The sequence below is a fragment of the Pedobacter cryoconitis genome (assembly GCF_001590605.1).
GTDB classification, from domain to species: domain Bacteria; phylum Bacteroidota; class Bacteroidia; order Sphingobacteriales; family Sphingobacteriaceae; genus Pedobacter; species Pedobacter cryoconitis_A.
On sequence record NZ_CP014504.1, the window covers coordinates 1,246,772 to 1,266,900 of the forward strand.

Annotated in this window: 19 protein-coding genes; 13 read left to right on the plus strand and 6 right to left on the minus strand. The window is 36.5% G+C overall.

Annotated features, from left to right (window positions below; genetic code table 11):
- Positions 1 to 43: 43 nt before the first annotated feature.
- On the minus strand, positions 44 to 1,354 hold the full coding sequence (locus AY601_RS05285; RefSeq protein WP_068397507.1) for a metal-dependent hydrolase family protein: 1,311 nt from the start codon (positions 1,352 to 1,354) through the stop codon (positions 44 to 46).
- 210 nt (positions 1,355 to 1,564) lie between these two features.
- Between AY601_RS05285 and AY601_RS05290 the strand changes: the two genes are divergently transcribed.
- Positions 1,565 to 1,999, plus strand: coding sequence for an NUDIX hydrolase (locus AY601_RS05290; RefSeq protein ID WP_157287715.1), 435 nt, complete (start codon positions 1,565 to 1,567; stop codon positions 1,997 to 1,999).
- Positions 2,000 to 2,071: 72 nt separating this feature from the next.
- Here AY601_RS05290 and AY601_RS05295 read toward each other — a convergent pair whose 3' ends face one another.
- Positions 2,072 to 2,392, minus strand: a complete 321-nt coding sequence (locus tag AY601_RS05295) for a hypothetical protein (RefSeq protein WP_068397509.1) — start codon at positions 2,390 to 2,392, stop codon at positions 2,072 to 2,074.
- 228 nt (positions 2,393 to 2,620) lie between these two features.
- Between AY601_RS05295 and AY601_RS05300 the strand changes: the two genes are divergently transcribed.
- Complete coding sequence (locus AY601_RS05300) at positions 2,621 to 4,999, plus strand: ABC transporter permease (RefSeq protein WP_068397510.1); 2,379 nt, start codon at positions 2,621 to 2,623, stop codon at positions 4,997 to 4,999.
- A gap of 56 nt (positions 5,000 to 5,055) precedes the next feature.
- Here the strand turns inward: AY601_RS05300 and AY601_RS05305 are convergent, their stop codons facing one another.
- Complete coding sequence (locus AY601_RS05305) at positions 5,056 to 6,321, minus strand: hypothetical protein (RefSeq protein ID WP_068397511.1); 1,266 nt, start codon at positions 6,319 to 6,321, stop codon at positions 5,056 to 5,058.
- Positions 6,322 to 6,394: 73 nt separating this feature from the next.
- Positions 6,395 to 6,793 carry an acyl-CoA thioesterase gene (locus AY601_RS05310; RefSeq protein ID WP_068397512.1) on the minus strand — a complete coding sequence of 133 codons (399 nt, stop codon included), beginning with the start codon at positions 6,791 to 6,793 and terminating at the stop codon, positions 6,395 to 6,397.
- Positions 6,794 to 7,839: 1,046 nt separating this feature from the next.
- Between AY601_RS05310 and AY601_RS05315 the strand changes: the two genes are divergently transcribed.
- A complete protein-coding gene (locus tag AY601_RS05315; protein WP_198163623.1) occupies positions 7,840 to 8,049 on the plus strand; it encodes a winged helix-turn-helix transcriptional regulator in 210 nt (69 codons plus the stop codon).
- A gap of 215 nt (positions 8,050 to 8,264) precedes the next feature.
- A complete protein-coding gene (locus AY601_RS05320; RefSeq protein ID WP_068397519.1) occupies positions 8,265 to 9,341 on the plus strand; it encodes a glycoside hydrolase family 76 protein in 1,077 nt (358 codons plus the stop codon).
- Positions 9,342 to 9,447: 106 nt separating this feature from the next.
- Here AY601_RS05320 and AY601_RS05325 read toward each other — a convergent pair whose 3' ends face one another.
- Positions 9,448 to 9,984, minus strand: a complete 537-nt coding sequence (locus tag AY601_RS05325) for a pyridoxamine 5'-phosphate oxidase family protein (RefSeq protein ID WP_068397521.1) — start codon at positions 9,982 to 9,984, stop codon at positions 9,448 to 9,450.
- A gap of 99 nt (positions 9,985 to 10,083) precedes the next feature.
- Here AY601_RS05325 and AY601_RS05330 point away from each other — a divergent pair, with 99 nt between their 5' ends.
- From AY601_RS05330 to AY601_RS05340, 3 genes are all read left to right on the plus strand, one after another.
- Positions 10,084 to 10,917, plus strand: a complete 834-nt coding sequence (locus AY601_RS05330; protein WP_068397524.1) for an AraC family transcriptional regulator — start codon at positions 10,084 to 10,086, stop codon at positions 10,915 to 10,917.
- Between the two features lie 93 nt (positions 10,918 to 11,010).
- Complete coding sequence (locus AY601_RS05335) at positions 11,011 to 11,229, plus strand: hypothetical protein (RefSeq protein WP_068397527.1); 219 nt, start codon at positions 11,011 to 11,013, stop codon at positions 11,227 to 11,229.
- A gap of 4 nt (positions 11,230 to 11,233) precedes the next feature.
- A complete protein-coding gene (locus AY601_RS05340) occupies positions 11,234 to 12,427 on the plus strand; it encodes an MFS transporter (protein WP_084359111.1) in 1,194 nt (397 codons plus the stop codon).
- A 96-nt stretch (positions 12,428 to 12,523) separates the two neighbouring features.
- Here the strand turns inward: AY601_RS05340 and AY601_RS05345 are convergent, their stop codons facing one another.
- Entirely contained in the window at positions 12,524 to 12,952 is a 429-nt protein-coding gene (locus tag AY601_RS05345) for a lysozyme inhibitor LprI family protein (protein ID WP_084359506.1), read from the minus strand.
- Between the two features lie 394 nt (positions 12,953 to 13,346).
- Between AY601_RS05345 and AY601_RS05355 the strand changes: the two genes are divergently transcribed.
- The 6 genes from AY601_RS05355 (at position 13,347) to AY601_RS05380 (ending at position 20,097) form a co-directional block, all read left to right on the plus strand.
- Positions 13,347 to 14,093: a LytR/AlgR family response regulator transcription factor gene (locus AY601_RS05355; RefSeq protein ID WP_068397539.1), complete on the plus strand. Its 747-nt coding sequence runs from the start codon at positions 13,347 to 13,349 to the stop codon at positions 14,091 to 14,093.
- 164 nt (positions 14,094 to 14,257) lie between these two features.
- Complete coding sequence (locus AY601_RS05360) at positions 14,258 to 16,687, plus strand: outer membrane beta-barrel family protein (protein WP_068397541.1); 2,430 nt, start codon at positions 14,258 to 14,260, stop codon at positions 16,685 to 16,687.
- Positions 16,688 to 16,802: 115 nt separating this feature from the next.
- Entirely contained in the window at positions 16,803 to 17,012 is a 210-nt protein-coding gene (locus AY601_RS05365) for a hypothetical protein (RefSeq protein WP_068397543.1), read from the plus strand.
- Between the two features lie 104 nt (positions 17,013 to 17,116).
- Positions 17,117 to 18,382, plus strand: a complete 1,266-nt coding sequence (locus tag AY601_RS05370) for a radical SAM protein (protein WP_084359113.1) — start codon at positions 17,117 to 17,119, stop codon at positions 18,380 to 18,382.
- Positions 18,373 to 19,215 carry a hypothetical protein gene (locus AY601_RS05375; protein ID WP_068397548.1) on the plus strand — a complete coding sequence of 281 codons (843 nt, stop codon included), beginning with the start codon at positions 18,373 to 18,375 and terminating at the stop codon, positions 19,213 to 19,215. Before AY601_RS05370 ends, AY601_RS05375 begins: the two co-directional genes overlap by 10 nt.
- 3 nt (positions 19,216 to 19,218) lie before the next feature.
- Complete coding sequence (locus AY601_RS05380; protein ID WP_068397551.1) at positions 19,219 to 20,097, plus strand: hypothetical protein; 879 nt, start codon at positions 19,219 to 19,221, stop codon at positions 20,095 to 20,097.
- Positions 20,098 to 20,129: the final 32 nt, after the last annotated feature.

Here is a 20,129-nt window from a genome sequence, read left to right on the forward strand (position 1 = left end):
TAGTAAAAACCAATTTAGTAAGCATAGGATACATCACGCTTCTTTATTTTTTCAGTTCATTTTTATAAATGGTTCCGCTTTTCATGACAAAAGGAATTTGCTCTAGTAAGGTGATGTCGTGGAGCGGATTATCTTTAACTGCTATCAAATCAGCATATTTACCCTTTTTTAGTGAGCCGACCTTATTTTTCCATCCTAACAGATCTGCAGCATTGATGGTGGCGGCCTGTATAGCCTGCATCGGGGTGAGCCCGAATTTAACCATGTATTTAAACTGTTTGCCGTTCCAGCCGTGTGGATAAACACCTGCATCTGTACCAAAAGCTATTTTTACACCTGCTTTAACTGCGCGCTGAAAACTTAACCGTTGTTCTTTTCCTACCAGCTTTTCCTTATTGATAATGATTTCAGGGGTACCATGTTTTGCATAGTCACTGAGAATGTAATCGTCATTATAAATATCTGCCACCAGGTAAGTGCCGTGTGCTTTCATGAGTTGTATCGCTTCATCATCGAGGAAACTACCGTGTTCTATGGAGGCTACACCAGCTTTAACAGCCATTTTTATAGCCACCGTGCCATGTGCATGGGCACAGGCCTTTAATCCCCACAAATGAGCTTCCTGGACAATTGCATTCATTTCTTCTTGTGAGAACTGTGGGGCGCCTACACTTACTTCTTCTGTCAGTACACCAGCACTTGCGCCAAATTTGATTACTTCGGCACCGTATTTTATATTATAACGGACTTGTGCACGTACACCTTCTATGCCATTGGCGACACCAGTCATTTGTTTAGGGCCTATCCAGTCTAAAAAGGGCGAGAATCCGTTCAGGTCGCCATGGCTGCCGGTACTCCCAATAAATAAGGTAGCGACGAGTAGTCTGGGGCCAGGTATATCACCCCGGTTAATTGCGTTTCTTAAGGATACATCAATAAATGCTGAAGCCCCTACATCTCTGCAGGTTGTAAATCCGGCCTCTAAAGTTCTTTTTGCATAGCTGGGGGCAACTATAGCCAGATCTACTGGAGTGCGGCGGAAAATGTCCTCATAGTAATTTTCTCCGGGCTGAAAGGTCATATGGGTATGACAATCGATCAATCCAGGCAAGACTGTCGCATGGCTGAGGTCTATAATTGTTGCACCAATTGGTATAGTCAGGTCCGGGCCAATGCTTTTTATGGTGTCATGGTCAATTAAAATCAACTGATTAGTTAGTGTTATTCCTCTTTCTACATCAATCAGGTGGCCGGCTTTAATCACTTTTACTGAATCGTTTTGCTGCTGCGCAAAGCCATTAAATGATAAAATTAGCAAAGTTAAAGTGATGATTTTTATACGGAATTGAATCATATATGAGCGTATTTGGTTTACTAGCAGCAATATATGAAATAATTTTAGTCATACTGAGTGGATGATTTTTCATACCTGGATAGCTATGAATTTAGCCGGTGGTTATGCTTTTGCTTATTATGAGGTTATTCATAAACTGCTGATTTTGCCTGGTTTCTGGCTAATTTAAAGATGAAATACATTAAATTAGGCCACAGTGAAAAATAATTAATGAATCAAGAAATCAGAATATTACATACCGCCGGATTAGTTGTTATTAAAGAAGGAAAAATTCTTTTGGCTTTTAGTGGGAATAAAAAAGCCTGGTATCTTCCAGGCGGAAAGATTGATAGTGGAGAAACTTCACATCAGGCCATTCAACGGGAAATAGACGAAGAATTGAATATCAAAATGAATCCAGACCTGTTGAAATTTTACTGCCATATTACTGCACCAGCTTTTGGTGAAGAAAATAACCTGGTTATGGAACAGGATTGTTTTATTTATGACTTAACGGAAAAAATAGCAGCCAGCAATGAAATTGATGAAGTCGGTTATTTTGATCTGGAAACTTACTTGCAAGAACCAGCACAGGTTCCAGGGGTACTGACGCTTTTTGCAAAGCTGGAAGAGGATGGTTTATTGAAAAGTATTTTTAGCAACTAGCTCAAGAAAAAGCTATCACAAGAAAAAGCCGTATTATTAATATAGCACGGCTTTTTCTTTGAATTACATGAATTACAAAGTCTCCAATGTAGTTTTGATAGTTTTCTCTATAGCCTTTACGATTGAATCTTTATAGGCGATAAAGTTATGCTGACGTGTTTCATCTGAATCACTTTCCTTAACTGCTTTTCTACTTTCTTTTACTTCTTGTAATTCATTTTTGTATAAATCACCGAATGTATCAGGTTCTTTGTTTTTCAATATTCTGACAGTGTGTGAATATTTTTCATGGCTGTCAACAAGATTAGCTAAACTTTTCTCATCATAAGTAGTTAAACCAACGATTCTTGTCAATAGCTTCTCAAGCTTTCCTCTTTCTTTTGCGTAACCCATAATTGGGGCAAATATACCAGAATTATACTATTTATAATAGTTAGTTTATTATTTTACAGCTACCTGTGTCAATTTTCTGAAAATTTCATCCAATGTTCAGTTGTGTACATAAGCTGTTCAATAACGAACAGTATAATTACAGACAGACCTTTAAATAAGTTTTCAACGTATTTTATTTGATATTTTTGGACTGGCACACAATTAGACTTCATTCGGAAAATTATCGCTATGTTTTTCATAAACTTTAAAATTGCCTTACGTAATATTCAAAAAAACAAGTTATTCTCACTAATGAACATTGGTGGATTAGCTATTGGTATGGCCTGTTGCTTATTGCTGCTGCTTTATGTAAGCTATGAATGGGGTTATGATAAACAGTTTGATTCAATTGACAGAGTCTATATTACCCGGGTAAATATTAATATTAATGAAGGACTTGCTACTTCTATTGCTTCACCAAACAAGCTTGCTGATGCTGCATTACAGCGATTACCTGGAGTAGAGCTGGTAAGCAGGATGAATCTTGGAGGTGACTACAACAAGCTTTTTAGTCATGATCGGGAAAATTATAAGCTGGACGCGCGTTCTGTAGACCCTTCTTTTCTGAAGATCTTTGAGCAAAAGTTCATTTATGGTAATGCTGCTACTGCATTCCATACGCCAGAATCCGTAGTCATTACGACCTCAACTGCACGCAAATTATTTGGGAAAAAGAATCCAGTTGGGCAAATTGTAAAATATGACAACAGACGATTGCTGACTGTATCGGCAGTGATTGAGGATTTGCCAGAAAATCAAAGCTTTCAGTATGACGCTTTATTGAGCTGGGCCTTTTTCGAACAGGAACACCCTGACAATAAGAACAATGGCTGGGGGTCTATTACTTGTACCACACTGGTTAAATTAAAAGATAAAAATCAGTTTGAGGCGGCAGATGCAGGGATGAGAAAATTGATCAGGTCAAATGATCCGAAAACGCAATTGGAAGCTTTTCTGTTTCCATTCGCTAAATATCATCTTTATAATGAATTTACAAATGGTAAAGTTTCCGGAGGCAAAATAGATCAGGTAAAATTATTTTCTTTGCTGGCTTTTTGTGTACTGCTGATTGCAAGTATCAATTATATGAACTTATCAACTGCCCGCTCAGAGAAACGGGCCAGAGAAGTAGGCGTCCGAAAAGCATTGGGTTCTACCAGAAGCAGTTTAATGGGACAGTTTTTTATTGAGTCTATGCTATTTTCCTTAATTGCTGCAATTGTTGCTTTCGGATTACTGGAATTGTGCTTGCCTTATTTTAATAACCTGCTGGGTATAGCGATGAAGATTGGTTATGGTGGTTATCCTTTCTGGCTTACACTTGGCATATTGGTTTTAGTGACTGGTTTACTTGCTGGAAGCTATCCAGCGTTTTATCTGTCTTCATTTACACCAATAAAAGTTTTAAAAGGCTTAAAAGGTATTGGCCGTTCTTCTTTGCCAATCCGTAAGGTTTTGGTAGTGCTTCAATTCAGCCTTTCTATTTGCATGATTATCTGCGCTATAATTATTTACTCTCAAATTCAGTTTATGCGGAACAAACCTCTTGGTTTTTCTCAAAATAACCTGGTTGAGCTTAATTTAGAGGGCGAGTGGAGAAAACCGGAAAAACTACAATTATTTAAAGCAGAACTGAAGAAATCGGGTGCTGTTATAGCTGCAACAGAATTTGCACAGTCTTTCACGAGTGATGGTTCTATTACCGGTAACTTTAGCTGGCCTGGTAAGGCTTCAAATGATCAGTCCATAATTAACTACAGAAGTATTGGTTATGATTTTAGCAATACCATAGGGGCAAAGATAATCGAGGGAAGAGATTTCTCTCCTGAGTTTGTGGCTGACACATCGACTTCCGTTTTAGTTAATGAGGCATTAGTAGAGAAAATGGGTATCAAGTCTCCGGTAGGAAAAATAGTCCATTGGGGAGATAATCCACCTTTAACTATTGTTGGAGTTGTTAAAAATTATTCCAATGAAACGATAGGAGGAAAGGCTGTTCCGACCTTCTTTTATTACAATGTGAAGAAAAGTAATATTTTGATCCTGAGCATTAATCCAGCTATGAATTTAAGCGCTGCTGTAGGTACTATTAAACAGATCAGTCAACAGCTTAATCCTGCCTATCCCTTAGCAGTGACATTTATTGCTCAGGATTTGAAAAATAAGCTGAAAAGTGAACAGCTTTTGAGTGTATTGTCAAATCTATTTGGTGGATTTGCCATTTTTATTTCCTGTCTGGGTTTATTGGGACTGGCATTATATATGGCTGAGCAACGCAAAAAAGAAATTAGCATCAGAAAGGTTTTGGGTGCTGATCTGAAAAGTATTCTGATCTTATTGAATAAAGATTTTATCAAATTGGTCATCCTTTCAAATGTTATTGCTTTTCCAGTTGCTTTTATTTTAGCGAATAATTGGTTGAAAAGCTATGATTACAAGATTTCAATAGCTGCAGCGCCTTTTATTGCTGCAGCAGTACTATCGTTGGGTATCGCTTTGTTAACGGTAAGTTTGCAAAGTTTTAAAGTTGCAAAGGCGAATGCTGTTGATGCGTTGAAATATGAGTAATTATTTGAGCGGTATCCGGGGCTTAAACCTAAAATTATGCTAAGCATAATACTGTTTCATAAAATAAAATAATACTTTTCTTCAATTTTAGTGAGCAATTTGTTACAGCAAACTTTTTTCCGTTCCTGATAACTTAATGGCCTGATTAAACTGTATTCTTCTGGTAGAAATAACTTGTTTTCATCAATAATCAACAGGAGCTGATTACCTGAAAACTGATTAGCAACTGCCTGGACTGTTTCTTCGCTGGTAATCAGAAAATATGTTGTGGCAAAGTCTTCCTGTAAAAAATATTCTATAAGATTGAGGAGGAATGGATTAGCGTCTTTGCCTAAATATATGACTGCAAAGGCATAAATCCCTTTGGTCTTATTTTGAAGTACCTCAATATGCTCATCGGTAAATATTGATTTATAATATAAGAATTCTTCAAAAAATGGACTGCTGGATTTCAACTCTTGCGCTACAGTGTCAATAGAAATCTGGTACTTGTTCCTGAAATAGTTGTTGATCCACGCACACATGGCCGGGCCATAATCTGGGTCTCCGAAATATCCGCTGGTTTGAAAACCAGGATAATATTCAGGATGAAAACCTGTGAAATTTGCTTCGATGATATAATATTCATCTGCATGGGTTATGCCGATGTCCCAACCGATCAAAGCGCCTTGTAAAATCGTTGCTGGTAGCGAAGCCAGTACTTTTTGTACAAATATTTCTGCAGCAGAACTTTTAGAAGAATCCACACCAGCCATGATAAAAGTCAGGCCATATATTAGATCGTTGCCAAAAGTATGAACCCTGAATTCTTCGTTAAGATCTAATCTTTCTTGCAGCATCCACTTTTCCGGCTGATCTTCCCTTTCCTGACTTTTCTTTTCCTGGTAAAGCTTAATAATGTCTTCCAGTTCGGCTGTTCTGTCAAAACTAGCTGCCTGGCCTGTGCGATGTCCTAATGTAGATTTGACAAAAAAACCATGCGCACATAGTTCCCTGATTTTCTTAAGTCCATTATTTTCGGCTAATAATTCTGAAAGACCAATTGTTTTGGCAACACAACCAGGGAAATAGTGATTTAAAATTTGATACTGTCTGTATTTATTATCCAGCCTCCACCTGAAAACATGATGTTCATTTACATTCAGTTTTTTTAGGATCGCCCTGATAAACAATACTCCCATATTACCAGAGATGTTAGCGAGTAAAACAGGATCACGCCATAACTCAAAGGTCTCGTTTACTGATTTCCTTTTAATAACCTGGACACTGGAATTTTCAATATCAGATATTATGCTTTCTAAGACATTCGTATATAGCTCCATAAAATTCTAGTAATTTCATGAAGCTACAAACAATATAATAGCTAAATAGGGGTCAAAGGTTACAAAAAATAGTTTAAAATTCCAGATTGAGTGTGTCGAAAATTTCTCCCCTGGTAAGCTTGTCATTGATTTTGGCAATAACTTCAACTTTAGCTTTCAGGCATAAAGCCTGATCTGTCAGGCGAAAAATATCTTCAAAAAATACCAGTTTTACGCCTTGTCGTTCCATTCTTAATTTGACCTGAAAAGTATCTCTGGAGGTGAGTGATCTTTTAAAGTCCATTTCTATTCTGGATACCATTAACAGAATGCCTTTTGCGGTTAGTTCCTTAAAGGAAATCAGCTTTGATTGCAGATATTCGTGCCGGGCATGTTCCAGATAACCTTGATAAACTGCATTATTTACGATGCCTTGTATATCGCATTCGTAATCTCTTACCTTAAGCTGAATTTCAAATATATAGTCTTGCATAGTCAGGTGTAAATATAAAGCAATTGAATTATTAAATTTTAGATGAGCTGTATTTACTTTCAGTTTTCTGACGAGTTTACAAACTGGAATTAGTGAACTTGAAGATGGATCTTTTTATGAGCTCTGCAGCAATGGCTTTTTAATTGAGTGTAGTTGTGCACTCTATGTTAGAATGATAAAATAGAACTATCTAATCTTTATGAATTGTGTAGGTGAAATTCATTTGTATCTGTATATTAATAGTTTATATTTAAATACATTCTTGCGTTATATAGTGTATGATGATTGCATACAGAAAGAAAAAATACTTTTCCAGATCATCAACTCGCTGGTTTTGCGACGTAATTCATTGTCTTTGCCTTGCTTTCTCATAGTCAGCAGCCCAAGCAGTAAAGATATAGCCCTTACTATCTTGTCAATTTGCTCTAAACTTAGGATAATGCCATAATCATGAAAAATGTATGAGTAGAATTAAGCCGTAATGACCGGAACAACGTGTCTTTTAGTGCTAAGATATTTGTTCATTATTATCTGTAGGTGTAGTCTGTATATGTCTGATGATTAATTGTTTATTTTAAGTGTACTTTCGGTTTCTTTCGTTTCTGAAAAAACGAAATACACGGATAATTGAAAATAATTAACAAGTCTCTGGAGGATTGATTTTAACTACCGTTTGGGTTATATGCCTGAAACGGATTATCTTTTACCACTACGTATAAATATTTATCACCTGAAGAAGCTATTAATATATATAAAGTTTTTTATCAGGTATGCTTAAGAGCTGAGGATATAGGGCTTGCTATGGATGGATGAGGCAGGGAAATCATTTCACGACTAACGATCTCGGGACAGATGGTTTTGTGGGTTGGTTATAGACTTAATCGAGTTCTTAGCGGTAGTAGTGCTGGCCACCATAACCATTAATGTACTGGCTAGTGCAGCACCTTTCTGACCATTGCAGGCAGTAGCAACTTTTGCTTTGATTTCGGGATTCTGAACCCAGTGAAATTGAAATAGTGTGCAGCTATTCAAGTAGTCAAAGCGCAATGTTATCAATATTTGATGCAATAGATGTATTGAAGGACAGATGGCGACTAACGATTATTCTATCCCTGATTTTTGGGAATAAAAGGTTCTGTCAGTTATCCAAAGAGGTAAAAGGTGTCTCTGATAAAATATTAGCGAAAGAGCTCAAGGAATTGGAAATAAATAAGCTGATCAAACGTACCATTTACGACACTTTCCACCCACTGTAGAATATTCAATTACTACACATGGAAGATTAGTGGAAAAGTTATTATTGAACTAAAAAACTGGGTGACCTGCATAAAACAGCTATAATTGGAAAATAAGATTTGCTTTTGTAATCCCGTTGGGATGATTAATGATTTTGGGTCTTGGATCTGGCAGAATCATGTGAATTAAATCAGCTGCACAACTCACAAAAAGTGGTATTTTAGCATAAATTCTAATGATGAAAAGAAACTTATATCTGATTATTCTTTTGTTGATGGCGCAGGTTGTGCATGCTCAAAAGAATCCTGATTATAAACAGGCAGCCAATTTGATCTATAAAAATATCAATGCCAGTTTTTATGAACCCTCAACAGGTTTATATACAGAGACGAATTCAGTAGCCAATAATCCTAACAAACATTCCTGGTTATGGCCTTTATGTGCATTGATACAAGGTGCTAATGAAATGGAAATCCTTGATCCGAAAAAGGATTATATGTCTGGTGTGGCTGCGGCGATTGATCAATATTATTCCACAGTTCCTCCCGCACCTGCTTATCAGGATTATGTGACCTCAGAAAGATTGAGTTCCAGATTTTTTGATGATAACCAATGGATCGCGATTGCTTATCTGGATGCGTATCATAGAAATAAAAACCCCGTTTACCTGGAAAAAGCAAAGATGATTTATCAGCATATGGTTAAAGCTGGCCTGGATACTGTTGCTGGTGGAGGTTTATATTGGAAGGAAGGGGAACTGAATAGTAAAAATACATGTTCCAATGGCCCGGGAATTCTGGTTGCGCTGCAATTGTATAAGTTCACCGGTGAACAGCAATATCTTGAACTTGCATTAAGTCTGTATAGCTGGACGAATAAGCACTTGCAGGCTCCGGATGGCCTTTATTATGACGCGATAAAGATTCCTTCTTTAAAAGTTGATCAAACCTTATATACTTATAATACTGGATCTATGCTGCAAAGCAATGTGCTTTTATACCAGGTAACAAATGATAAAAAGTATTTGGACGAAGCTTATCGGATTGCTATAGCGGGTAAAAAACATTTCTTTAAGAATGGCAGGCTTCCTGCTAACTATTGGTTCAATGCAGTCATGCTAAGAGGTTATGCAGAATTGTATCAAGTAGATCATAATCAGGATTGGATCGTATTTTTTAAAGATGATGCCGACAGGATCTGGAGAGAAGAAAGAGATGGGAATAATTTGCTGGGTAAAAAACCGGTGAAAGAATTAATAGATCAGGCAGGGATGCTGGAGATTTATGCAAGGCTTAATGCATTGCTGAAATAAAACTGATACCAATAAAAGGATATTAGCCTGTTTAATGGTAAGACTTGTATAAACCTTAGCAAAAATCATGTTGCCGGGTTTATACAAGTCTTTATTGAACTATTTATTATACTTTAAGATCGCCTTCAATAGAGTCGTCCATTGTCTTGCCCACAGCTGCCCCAATTACCATTTTAATTCCGGCAATTACATTTCCATGTTTATTATCCCAATAGTATCCTGTATCTGGTGCTACTTTGATAATAGCAATACGAGGATCATCTTCCCCTTCAGTAAACCATGTTTTCATGATTGGGTCCCATAACTCCTTAATTCTGTTTTTATCTGCTGAAAGTATTGCAGCACCTTCAAGAAACAGGAAGTCGGAATGTGCAGAGCCCTGAAAGTATAATTTCACTTTAGAATTAGCACTGATATCCTGATAGGTATGGCTATCATTAGCAACCAGGAACCAGATTGTACCTTGTTCATCCACTTCCTGAACACTCATTGGACGTGTGCCGTTAGATTCTCCGGCTGAAGGTTGTGTACATAGAAAACAGGTTTTTGCAATTCCAGTTAATTCCTTGATCTTCTCAATAGCTGATGTGCTATCCAGATTCTGGTGATTCTGCTCAGTTTGGTTTTGATTAATGCTGTCCATAAATTTATATTTTATTGAAACAGTACAATTAATATAATTATTTGTTTTGATTTTAGAATATTACGATAGCTTTAGATTTTCCCTTTGTAATCAGTTTCAATGAAAAAAGCGGCAATACCACTACATGAAGGCGAACTTAGACACGTAGGGCTAGAGTTCAAAGCCATGAAGGAATTTAATCATTTTATACATATTCCGCATCGCGATGATCATTATATGTTCCTTGTTCAGCAGAAGGGAAACTTCCTGTTAGCGGTGGATTTTAATGAAGTAGTTTTAAGTGGTCCTTCTCTTTGTTTTATCACGCCCGGACAAGTGCATAGCTATATCAATTGCCAAAATTGTGAAGGCTGGTTCATTTTTTTGGGCCATGAACTAATTTCAAACCAATACCGTGAACTCTTCGATACTTATCTCCATATCAAACAAACTGTTGCTGTAGCAGCAGATGATGCCGCTTTTAAAATAGTGCCAATAATGGAAGAAATGGCCAGCCAGAAATCGATCCCACTCCAAAAAACATTGATTAATTCATTAGTGGATACTTTAGCTGGTTTAATTGCCTCAAGAATTATACAGTCACAAAATTCCGACCTTAATATCGGCGGACAAAAGTACAATACCGTTGTCCGGTTCAAACAGTTAATTCATGCCAAATATAAAGCGCTAAAACAGGTCCATATTTATGCCTCACTGCTCCACATAAGCCCGCTTTACCTGAATGAACTTACCAAAGAAATCACCGGTTTTCCTGCCAGTTACTGGATAAATCAGGAGATTTTACTAGAAAGTAAACGGCTTCTATATTATACAGATCTTGATGTTAAACAAATTGCCTATGAATTAGGGTTTGAAGATCATGCTTACTTTTCCCGCTTTTTCAAAAAACACACTGGCATGACAGCTTCCGGATTCAGAAGTCTGAAACCATGATTTGTCCAATCATGACCATTGTATAGTCAACTTCGCCGGGCATTGTCTTTCTAATTTTGTACTTGTAATATTCAACTTAATAATACAAGACAAATGTTAGAAAAAAACGAAACAAGATTAGTTATTAGCGGTAACCGTGGCCCGGGGAAAAGTATTTCTTTAAAGATGGCCGCTAAGGGTATTGACATAATCCTTACTCACCACAAAAGAAAAGAACAAGAGCTGCAGGTTGTTGCTGGCCCCATTACAACAGATTTTGCCCGTTGGATTAGCGCACAACGCATTGAATTAACTGGAGGTATGAATTTATAATACAATGGAGCACAAGATAAATATGAATATCGGGAACCCTGCAGAAAGAGATTTTATTAGAATTTTAACGCCTATTATTATATCAGTTTTTACCATATACCTAACCATTGGAATGACTTTGGGAATCCTTCCTGGATTTATAACACACGATTTGAATTTTGGAGGCTTGATTGTTGGTATAGTGATGGGTTTACAATCTTTAACTACCTTATTGACAAGAGCATATTCTGGAAAAATAGCGGATACAAAAGGGGCAAAGACAGGTTACCAAAAAGGAATATTGTTTGTGATTTTTTCTGGTATGATCTATATGGCAGCAGCATTTTTCAGCCATAACATTTTAATAGCATTGAGTCTGATATTCTTAGCAAGAATTGTTCACGGCATATCAGAAAGTTTGTCAATAACAGGGGCATTAACTTGGGGAATAGGCTTGACCGGTGCTGAAAAATCAGGAAAAGTAATGACCTGGAATGGCATCGCGATGTATGCAGGGATTGCAATAGGAGCACCTGTGGCTATCTGGATAAACAGCTATTTTGGTCTGACTTATGTTTTTGCTTTGATTATCGTCCTATCGATTTTTGGCTGGACTCTTACCACTAAGCTTCCTGACCTGGTTGTAGCTAAAATACATATCAGAACGCCATTTTATAAAGTGATTGGCCTGATTGCGGGGCAGGGTTTAGGATTGGCATTCTCTTCTATAGGGTTTGCCTGTATCTCTTCCTTTATTTCGCTATTATTTGCTGAAAATCATTGGGGAAATCCATCCATAGCGTTCATGGCTTTTGGAATATTTTATATCCTTACCAGGGTATTTTTCTCTTCCTTTCCGGATAAATACGGTGGATATAAAGTTGCACTTGTTTCTTTAATTATAGAGATTACCGGCCAGCTTTTGATTGGGTTCTCTTCCTCAGAAATCATGGCATTGGTAGGGTGTAGCTTGACTGGGATTGGATTTTCGCTGATTTTTCCTGCGCTGGGTGTATTGGCTATAAAGAAAGTAGAGCCACAAATGCGTGGAACAGCTTTAGGTGCTTACGCTGCATTCTTTGATTTTTCTTTAGGATTAGCCGGACCCGTAGCAGGTATTATTGCAGGTTGGTACAATTATCAGGCTATCTACCTTTTTGGTGCAATCAGTTGTTTGCTTGCTATGTTCATCTTGCTGTTCAACAATAGAAATAAATAGTTATATATTCAGCTATTGCAACAAACCTCAATCCTGGAATTGAAGTCTGTTACAATAGCTGTTTTCTCTGCTCTACAGTTATGGAAGCATTAAATTTTACTGGTTCTTAACTGATCCATTACACACATCTCCTTCAGGAATGCCATCCAGCCATACTTTTAATACTTTAATCCGGTCTCTGGTTAATGCTTCCAGGTAACCGGCTCTGCACATTGCTTCTGCGGATCCATATTTTCCCATCTCTGGATATCTGGCAGCCAGGTCAGCATTTCTTAATTTTATCCATAACAGTTGGGCTGCCTTGATATTCTTAATGAATTGCGTTTTAGCAGCATATTCCTTTAATATCTTTTGATAGATAGTATTGAGTTCATTGTCTGCTTTTTTATAACTGCTGGCAGCAGTTGAGTTCATCGCTGTCTGGGTCTGCCCGTAAGAATTGTTAGTCATCAAAGCCATGCATAATACAATAGATGATGCTATGACTATAGATTTGAAATTTTTTAAGCCAGATTGTTTTTTCATAACTTGTTTTGTAAGGTGAATTTTGGTAAGGTAAAAGTTAATTAAATATAATTTAATCACTGAACGGTCTGCGTGCTAAAATGGTATAGCTGAAGTAAATATTTCCTGTTTTTTGATCTTGCGTTTTTGCAACTCAGCTGGCTTTTTAAGTCTGATATACCTGCTGCAAAATCTGATATACTTCCTGTAAAATCTAATATAACCTGCTGCAAAAGAAGTTTAAATGGATAGGGATTAAGCAAAAAATTAAGTCAGAGAGGGTGTAAAGACTTTAAAACTTATAAAAAATCGTCTATAAAAACTATTTATAACTATTGATTTGTTTATTTTTAATCAATCGTGTAAATACTTGCTTAAAATTATTTTTAAGCTATCTTAGGGCTTTAAGAATATTATGGCGTACAGGTGTGTAATTATTGATGATGAGCCTCATGCAATAGAGGGCTTAAAGAACTATATGATAAAGATCCCTGAACTGGAATTAATAGCTACTTATACTGATCCTGTATATGCATTACAAGAGATTGCTAAAGGAGATGCGATTGATTTGCTGATCACTGACATTGAGATGCCAGAAATATCAGGATTGGAGCTCGCTGGGTTAATCAGGGCAAAAACAGATAAATTGCTGATCACTACTGCTCACACTAAATATGCTTATGAAGCTTTTGATATACAGGCAGATGGCTATTTGCTAAAGCCTTATTCCTTTGCCAGATTTTTGGACACAATCCATAAATTATTTCCTCCATCAACCCAGGATTCAGATTTTGCCGGAGTCCAACGTGACCAGAACTTTTTTTTTATAAAAAGTAAAGACGACAATTTGAAACTGGTTAAGATCCGTTATGATGATATTGTGCTGATTGAAAGTAAACTTAACTATGTGATGGTTTATACAGTCGACAGAAGTATTCTGACCTATATCTCCTTAATAGAGATTTCAAATAGAATGACCAGAGAAAGAGGTTTTGAACAGTTTCACCGCAGCTTCATTCTGAACAATAAACACATTGAATACATTGAAGGTAATACGATCGCATTGAATAACGGAAGAAAAATTACCGTAGGTGAGCATTATAAAAAGGATTTTAATGCATTTGTAAACCGTAGTCTGTTAAAAGCAAAACGCAAACCATAATTAAGCTCAGAATATATTTATCCTGTAAATCTACCTTTCTATAACGTATTAAACCCTGTTCATCCAAAATATTTCCAATTTATGTTTTATCGGATTAGTTTAAATGAAAACTATTGAGATCAAATTAATGAAGTTAAAAGAAAGTTTGATGCGCTATTAATTTCATGAGACCTACTGCCTTTAATATGATGAAAATTGTTCAGACCGTATTCCTTGTTTTCTGTTTTTATGCAGCTTCTGCACAAGTATCTATCAGTGGGAAGGTAACAGATGATCAAAGGATACCATTGCAGTTAGTTGTGGTCAGCCTGCAGCAGGGATCAGCTGTGATGGGTAATTCAATTACAGATAGTCTTGGATATTATCATTTTAAAAACATTGTTAAAGGAAATTATAAGTTTGTTTTTAAGTATGTGGCTTATAAAGACACAGTGATACCAGTCAATGTCAAAGCCGATACCATAATCAATTTGCAATATCAAAATATACAAAGCTTAAAAGAAGTAACAGTACGCGCAAAGAAACCAATTTTTGAAAGGCAAATAGACAGGCTCCGCTTTAATGTCGCTGAAACAGATCTTGTGTTTGGAAATAATATTTGGGATGTTATTGAAAAAACGCCCCTGGTAAATGTCTCTTCTGACGGTACCATTCAAATCAGCGGTACTTCGGGGGCAATCGTATATATAAATAATAAACGGAAAGTACTTACAGGAAATGCACTGAAAAGCTACCTAAGCAGTATTCCATCAGATAACCTGCTGGCAATTGAAGTGATCACCACTCCGTCCAGTAAATACGATGCAGAAGGCGGTGCTGGAATCATCAATATTCTGACCAAAAAGAATAAGGAAGAAGGGCTGATTGGAAATGCAGTATTAAGCACAAGACAAACTGCTGTCAATTCTGAAGCGGGAAGTGTTTATCTCAATAACCGCAAAGGGAATTGGAATATATATACTGATTTATATATGAGCAACAGAAGCAGGAAGCCAGAACTCAAAAAGGAAATTTACTATCCGGCAGGGACTACAGATAATTTGACGCTCAGAAGTATTAATTCTCTAAATGATTTCCAGGACTTGTCCCCTGGCGGAAATTTAGGGATTGATTACCAGATTAATGAAAAAAATGTAGTTGGGCTTTTATTCGATTATGCAGGAAGCTGGCACAAAGAGACGCGTAATGCTTTCAGACGTGATTATTTTAGTGATGCGGATTCCCTTAGTCTCACCAACAATCGGGATAAATTAAATTCACAGACCTATTCTCTTAATTTAAATTATCAGGGTAAACTTGATTCTTCAGGAAAGCAGCTCAGTATTGATTTTGATGCACTGGAATATAGATCCAAAAACAATTCCGTGAGTAAAACCGATGCATTGGATCTGTTAACCAATCAATCCTTATTTGTTCAGGACTGGTTCAGGAGTTCATCTCCGCAGCATATCAGCAATCAATCAGTTAAGGTTGATTTTGAATGGCCTGTCAATAAAAATACTTCCCTTGATTTTGGTGCAAAAACATCCTTCTCGAAAATTAATAATGATCTTCTTTTTGAGGACAGATTAACTGAGAATGTTTGGGTAAAAGATCCCAAAATAAGTAACCTGTTCAAATACAATGAGAACATAAATGCACTATACGGTATCTTAAACCGGACGATAAATACAAAATGGTCTTATCAACTGGGATTAAGAATTGAAAATACAGTTGCAAAAGGTTGGCTTGAAAGTATAAAAGTTGTAGATAGAAATTACATTAACTTTTTTCCGACTGCCTTCTTAAAATATACCACTGGAAAAGAAAAGACCTTTGTTCTGGCAGTTTCCAGCAGAATAACCAGGCCAAGTTTTTGGGATGTTAATCCATTCAGAACTTATACGACTGATCAGACCTATTTTGAGGGAAATCCATTTTTATTGCCATCCAAGTATTACAGACAGGAACTAAGCCATACTTTTAGCAATAAAACAGGGACTTATTCAATTCAGTTTGCCGCCAGTCAGCTGCTGGATGAATTTTATGCACTTCCTTATAATCCTTCGGAAAATGTTATTGCCAATAAAAAAGTGAACTATGGTAATAAATATGCTTTTTCAAATACAATAACCTATTATAGCCAGCTATTGCCCTGGTGGAAATTAACGGCATCAACGCTGACCGGTTATGTCATGTCAAAAGGATCTTATGGCGATCATATAGCTATCGATAACAGGTCTTTTCTTTTTAGTATTTCAACCAATCAAACATTTAATATTTCTAAGAAGAAGGGGCTTAGCTGTACAGTAATAGCTAATAACACCTTTCCTGTTACTATTGTAAATACGGAAATCGGAAACAGACTCGAAACAGAAGTCAGGCTGAGGAAATCGATAGGTTCCTGGAATATCACTTTATCAGGGCAGGATTTTTTTAAGAGCAACCAGGACCGCTATAAAATCAGGTTAAATGAACTCAGGATCATGGACCAAAACTATTATGATACCCGGAGTGTGGCACTTTCAGTGAGTTTTAGTTTTGGAAAATCAACTGTAAAGGACAAAAGGGACAGAGATCCAGGATATGAAGATCTCAAGCAAAGAACGATGTAAAATTGGTTAGTTAAATAGGATGTATTCTCTTGTTTCATTCAAATAAATATATAAATGAAAGGGCAAATGCCATGTCCTTACTGATGGCTGATTTTCAACCTTAAACTATAATCCCATGAAAAAAAATGCAAAAATCGCATCAAGCTCAGAAGAAAAAAGTATCCTTAGCGATGCTGTTAATTCTTCAGAAAACGAACAATTGGATCTTTACAAAGCCATTTTTGGTGGAGTAAGTTCTGGCTGCTCAGTTGTTGCTGTTGGCAACCTGCGTTCGAAAGTGTCTGCTTATGATAAGCATGAAACATTCTTACAAGCAATTAGCTAATTGATTTCATAGATAGCCAATTTTAGCTAATTGGCTATCTATTTTTTATGGAGGCTTAAGACTGAACCACAATCACATTGAAATAACCTGAACTTTATTTAACTATGAAAAAAGTAATCTCTTATGTGCTTAAGATTGCTAGTCGCTGCAATCTTAATTGTTCGTATTGCTATATGTACAATTTAGGGGATCAAACCTATCTGAAACAGCCAAAATTCATGTCTTTAGCTACAGTGGCGGCATTGTCTGAACGTTTGAAGTCCTATTGTAAAAACGCAGGTATAGATTATGTTCAGATCGTATTTCATGGAGGAGAACCACTTTTACTGAGTAAGGAATATTTCAAACTCTGTATCAATCTTTTTAAGGATACTTCGCCGGAAATTGAATTTGGTTTTACCATTCAAACCAATGGGGTGACAATGGATAAAGAGTGGTATGACTTATTCAAAGCTCATGATGTTAAGATTGGGATTAGTATAGACGGGCCTAAAAAGTATCATGATGCCTTCCGTGTATTTCATAATGGAAAAGGTTCTTATAATCAGGTTGCCGAGGCAGTTAAATTGGGTAGGGGAAATGGCCTGTCGGGTATTCTTATGGTGATGAATACAAACATTCCAATCCAGGAATTTTACAAGGAGCTTAAAGAACTTAAAGTAGGCAATTTGAATTTACTGTTTCCAGACGGCCATTATGATAAACTCCCTGAAGGATTTGATGCAGTGAGATTTGGTGAGGATGATTACACCCCCTATGCTGATTGGCTGATAGGACTTTTTATCCTATGGAAAGGGGATAAAAACAGACCTGTAATCAGGTTCTTTGAAACGCTGATCGAGATGATTGCAGGAGAAGAAAATGTGGGGAACCAGGCTTTCGGCAAAAAGAAAAACGGAGTAGTGGTTATAGAAACGGATGGCGGGATAGAAGTGGTAGATTCATTACGCGCATGTTATGAAGGGATTACCAGGAATAACCTTAATATTCATGAAAATGAAATCTCAGATCTTTTTGAGGATGATATTTTTGAAGTCTACTACAATGCACATGATATGGTGTGTGAACAATGTCTGAACTGCCCGGTTTATGATTTCTGTGGTGGTGGTTTTCTAGGCAGCAGATATGCGAATGATAATGGTTTTGATAACCCAACCATTTACTGCAAAGATATTATCAGGATTTTAAGTTTTATACAAAATGATATTCTTGATAGTCTTCCTGTTGAGGTTACGGCTAAAATGGAAGCTGAAAAATTAGTTTATTCAGAACTCATTCAGGAACTCAAAAATCCTCCTTTAATTGAAATAGAAAGTAACGTTAAGCAAAAACTAATTTCTTTTAAGCAGCCAGCTGTATTATGTACTTAAAAAAAGGACTTCACATTTTTAGTGACCTGGACACTATAGCAGAACAATTATCTATTAATAATGGGACGATGCCGGCAACCATTGAAACAGGATTGAATTATCATGAAGAATCCTATATTCCAAAACGGGAGTGGCGTAAACTGGAGCTTGCCGAACAGCGGATATTAATAGCGGATCACCGGAATACTGATTTCCGGCGAAGCATTTATATTGGAGAAATCCCTGAGAATTTAAAGGAATCACTTCTTTCACTCGGTTTGCAAGAATGTACGCAATTGGATCAGATATACCCTAAGATGAAAGAAGACGAGGAAAAAGTGAAGGCCATTAATACGGAGCTGGATACATTTTTACACCCTTTTTCCTCTGCTAAAAATTATAAATTTCACCGGATCACAAGAGCAATGCCCAATCGGGAAACCATAACCTGTCTTTATATGGAAGAGAAGTTTATCTATATAGGATTACATATTGATCAGAGTAAGCATTTTACTCCTCATACAGCCCATAAATCCGGCAATCGTATTTCCATAAATTTAAGTAAAGAAACCCGGCATCTGGCGTTCACTAATCTTTCTTTAATACAGGCCTTTAACATGGTAAAACAAAAAACAGGCCTAGCTGGTAAAGAAATTAATCCTGATAATATAGCTCATTTATTTTTTAAACATTACCCAGATTATCCTGTGATCAGAATTGCTCAGAAACCTTATCAATATTATATAGCACCTACAGATAACTTTTTTCATGATGCAACCACACTCGGTAACAAGGAAATAGATATTACCATCGTTTATACGGGTGTTTTTGATAGAGCTGGAATAAATAATTGATATATGAAGATAAAAAAGGGTATTATGCTCCACCGTCAATCCTTTGAAGATTATGAGCTGATCAAGATCAATTCGGGAGTAACTCATTATACAAAACAAGATACGGGAAAGGTTATTTACGAAGACCTTTCATTTTTACCGTCTTACGAAGAAGACGCTTTTACTCCAAAAAAGAACTGGAGAGTATTGAGTGCTCAGGAAATTAAAACACTGAAATCAACTGATAAACGCAGTGATTCAAATACGATATATATTGGGGATATTCCCGAAAACCTGAAAAATTCATTTCAGAAATTGAATTTAGCGCAATGTAAAAACCGAAATGATGTTTTTGCAAAGTTTAAGGCGAATCCGGAAGCAACTTTAGAAATTAATCAGGCGACAGAAGAATTCTTAAAGTCTAAAGCTGATGGAAAACCATTCCGCTTTCATTATTTGGGTACAAACCTGCCAAACCTGGAAGTTGTAGCCTGTGATACGACCGTATTGCCAGCTGACCATACCGAAGAAGATAAAAAGTATATGGGTATTCACAATGATGGTACCAAGTTCGTATCACCCCATGCATTATATAAATCAGGAAACCGTCTTACAATCAATCTTGGAAAAGAAACGCGTTCTTTTTTGTTTATAAACCTGACTATGACGCAAGCTTTGAACATGTTAAAGCAGAAAATTGATACTAAAAAACATCCTGTTGATATCATCAATATCTCTAAATATTTTTTTGAACACTTTCCTGACTATCCAGTGATTAAAATTGATCAGAAACCATATCAATACTATATCGCTCCAACTGATAATTGCTTTCATGATGGCTCTACACTTGGAATGAAAGGATTAGATATTATCATCGTCTATTTCGGAGCATTCAGATTTTAAATTAAATACGTATTACCTGGAATTTTATTATT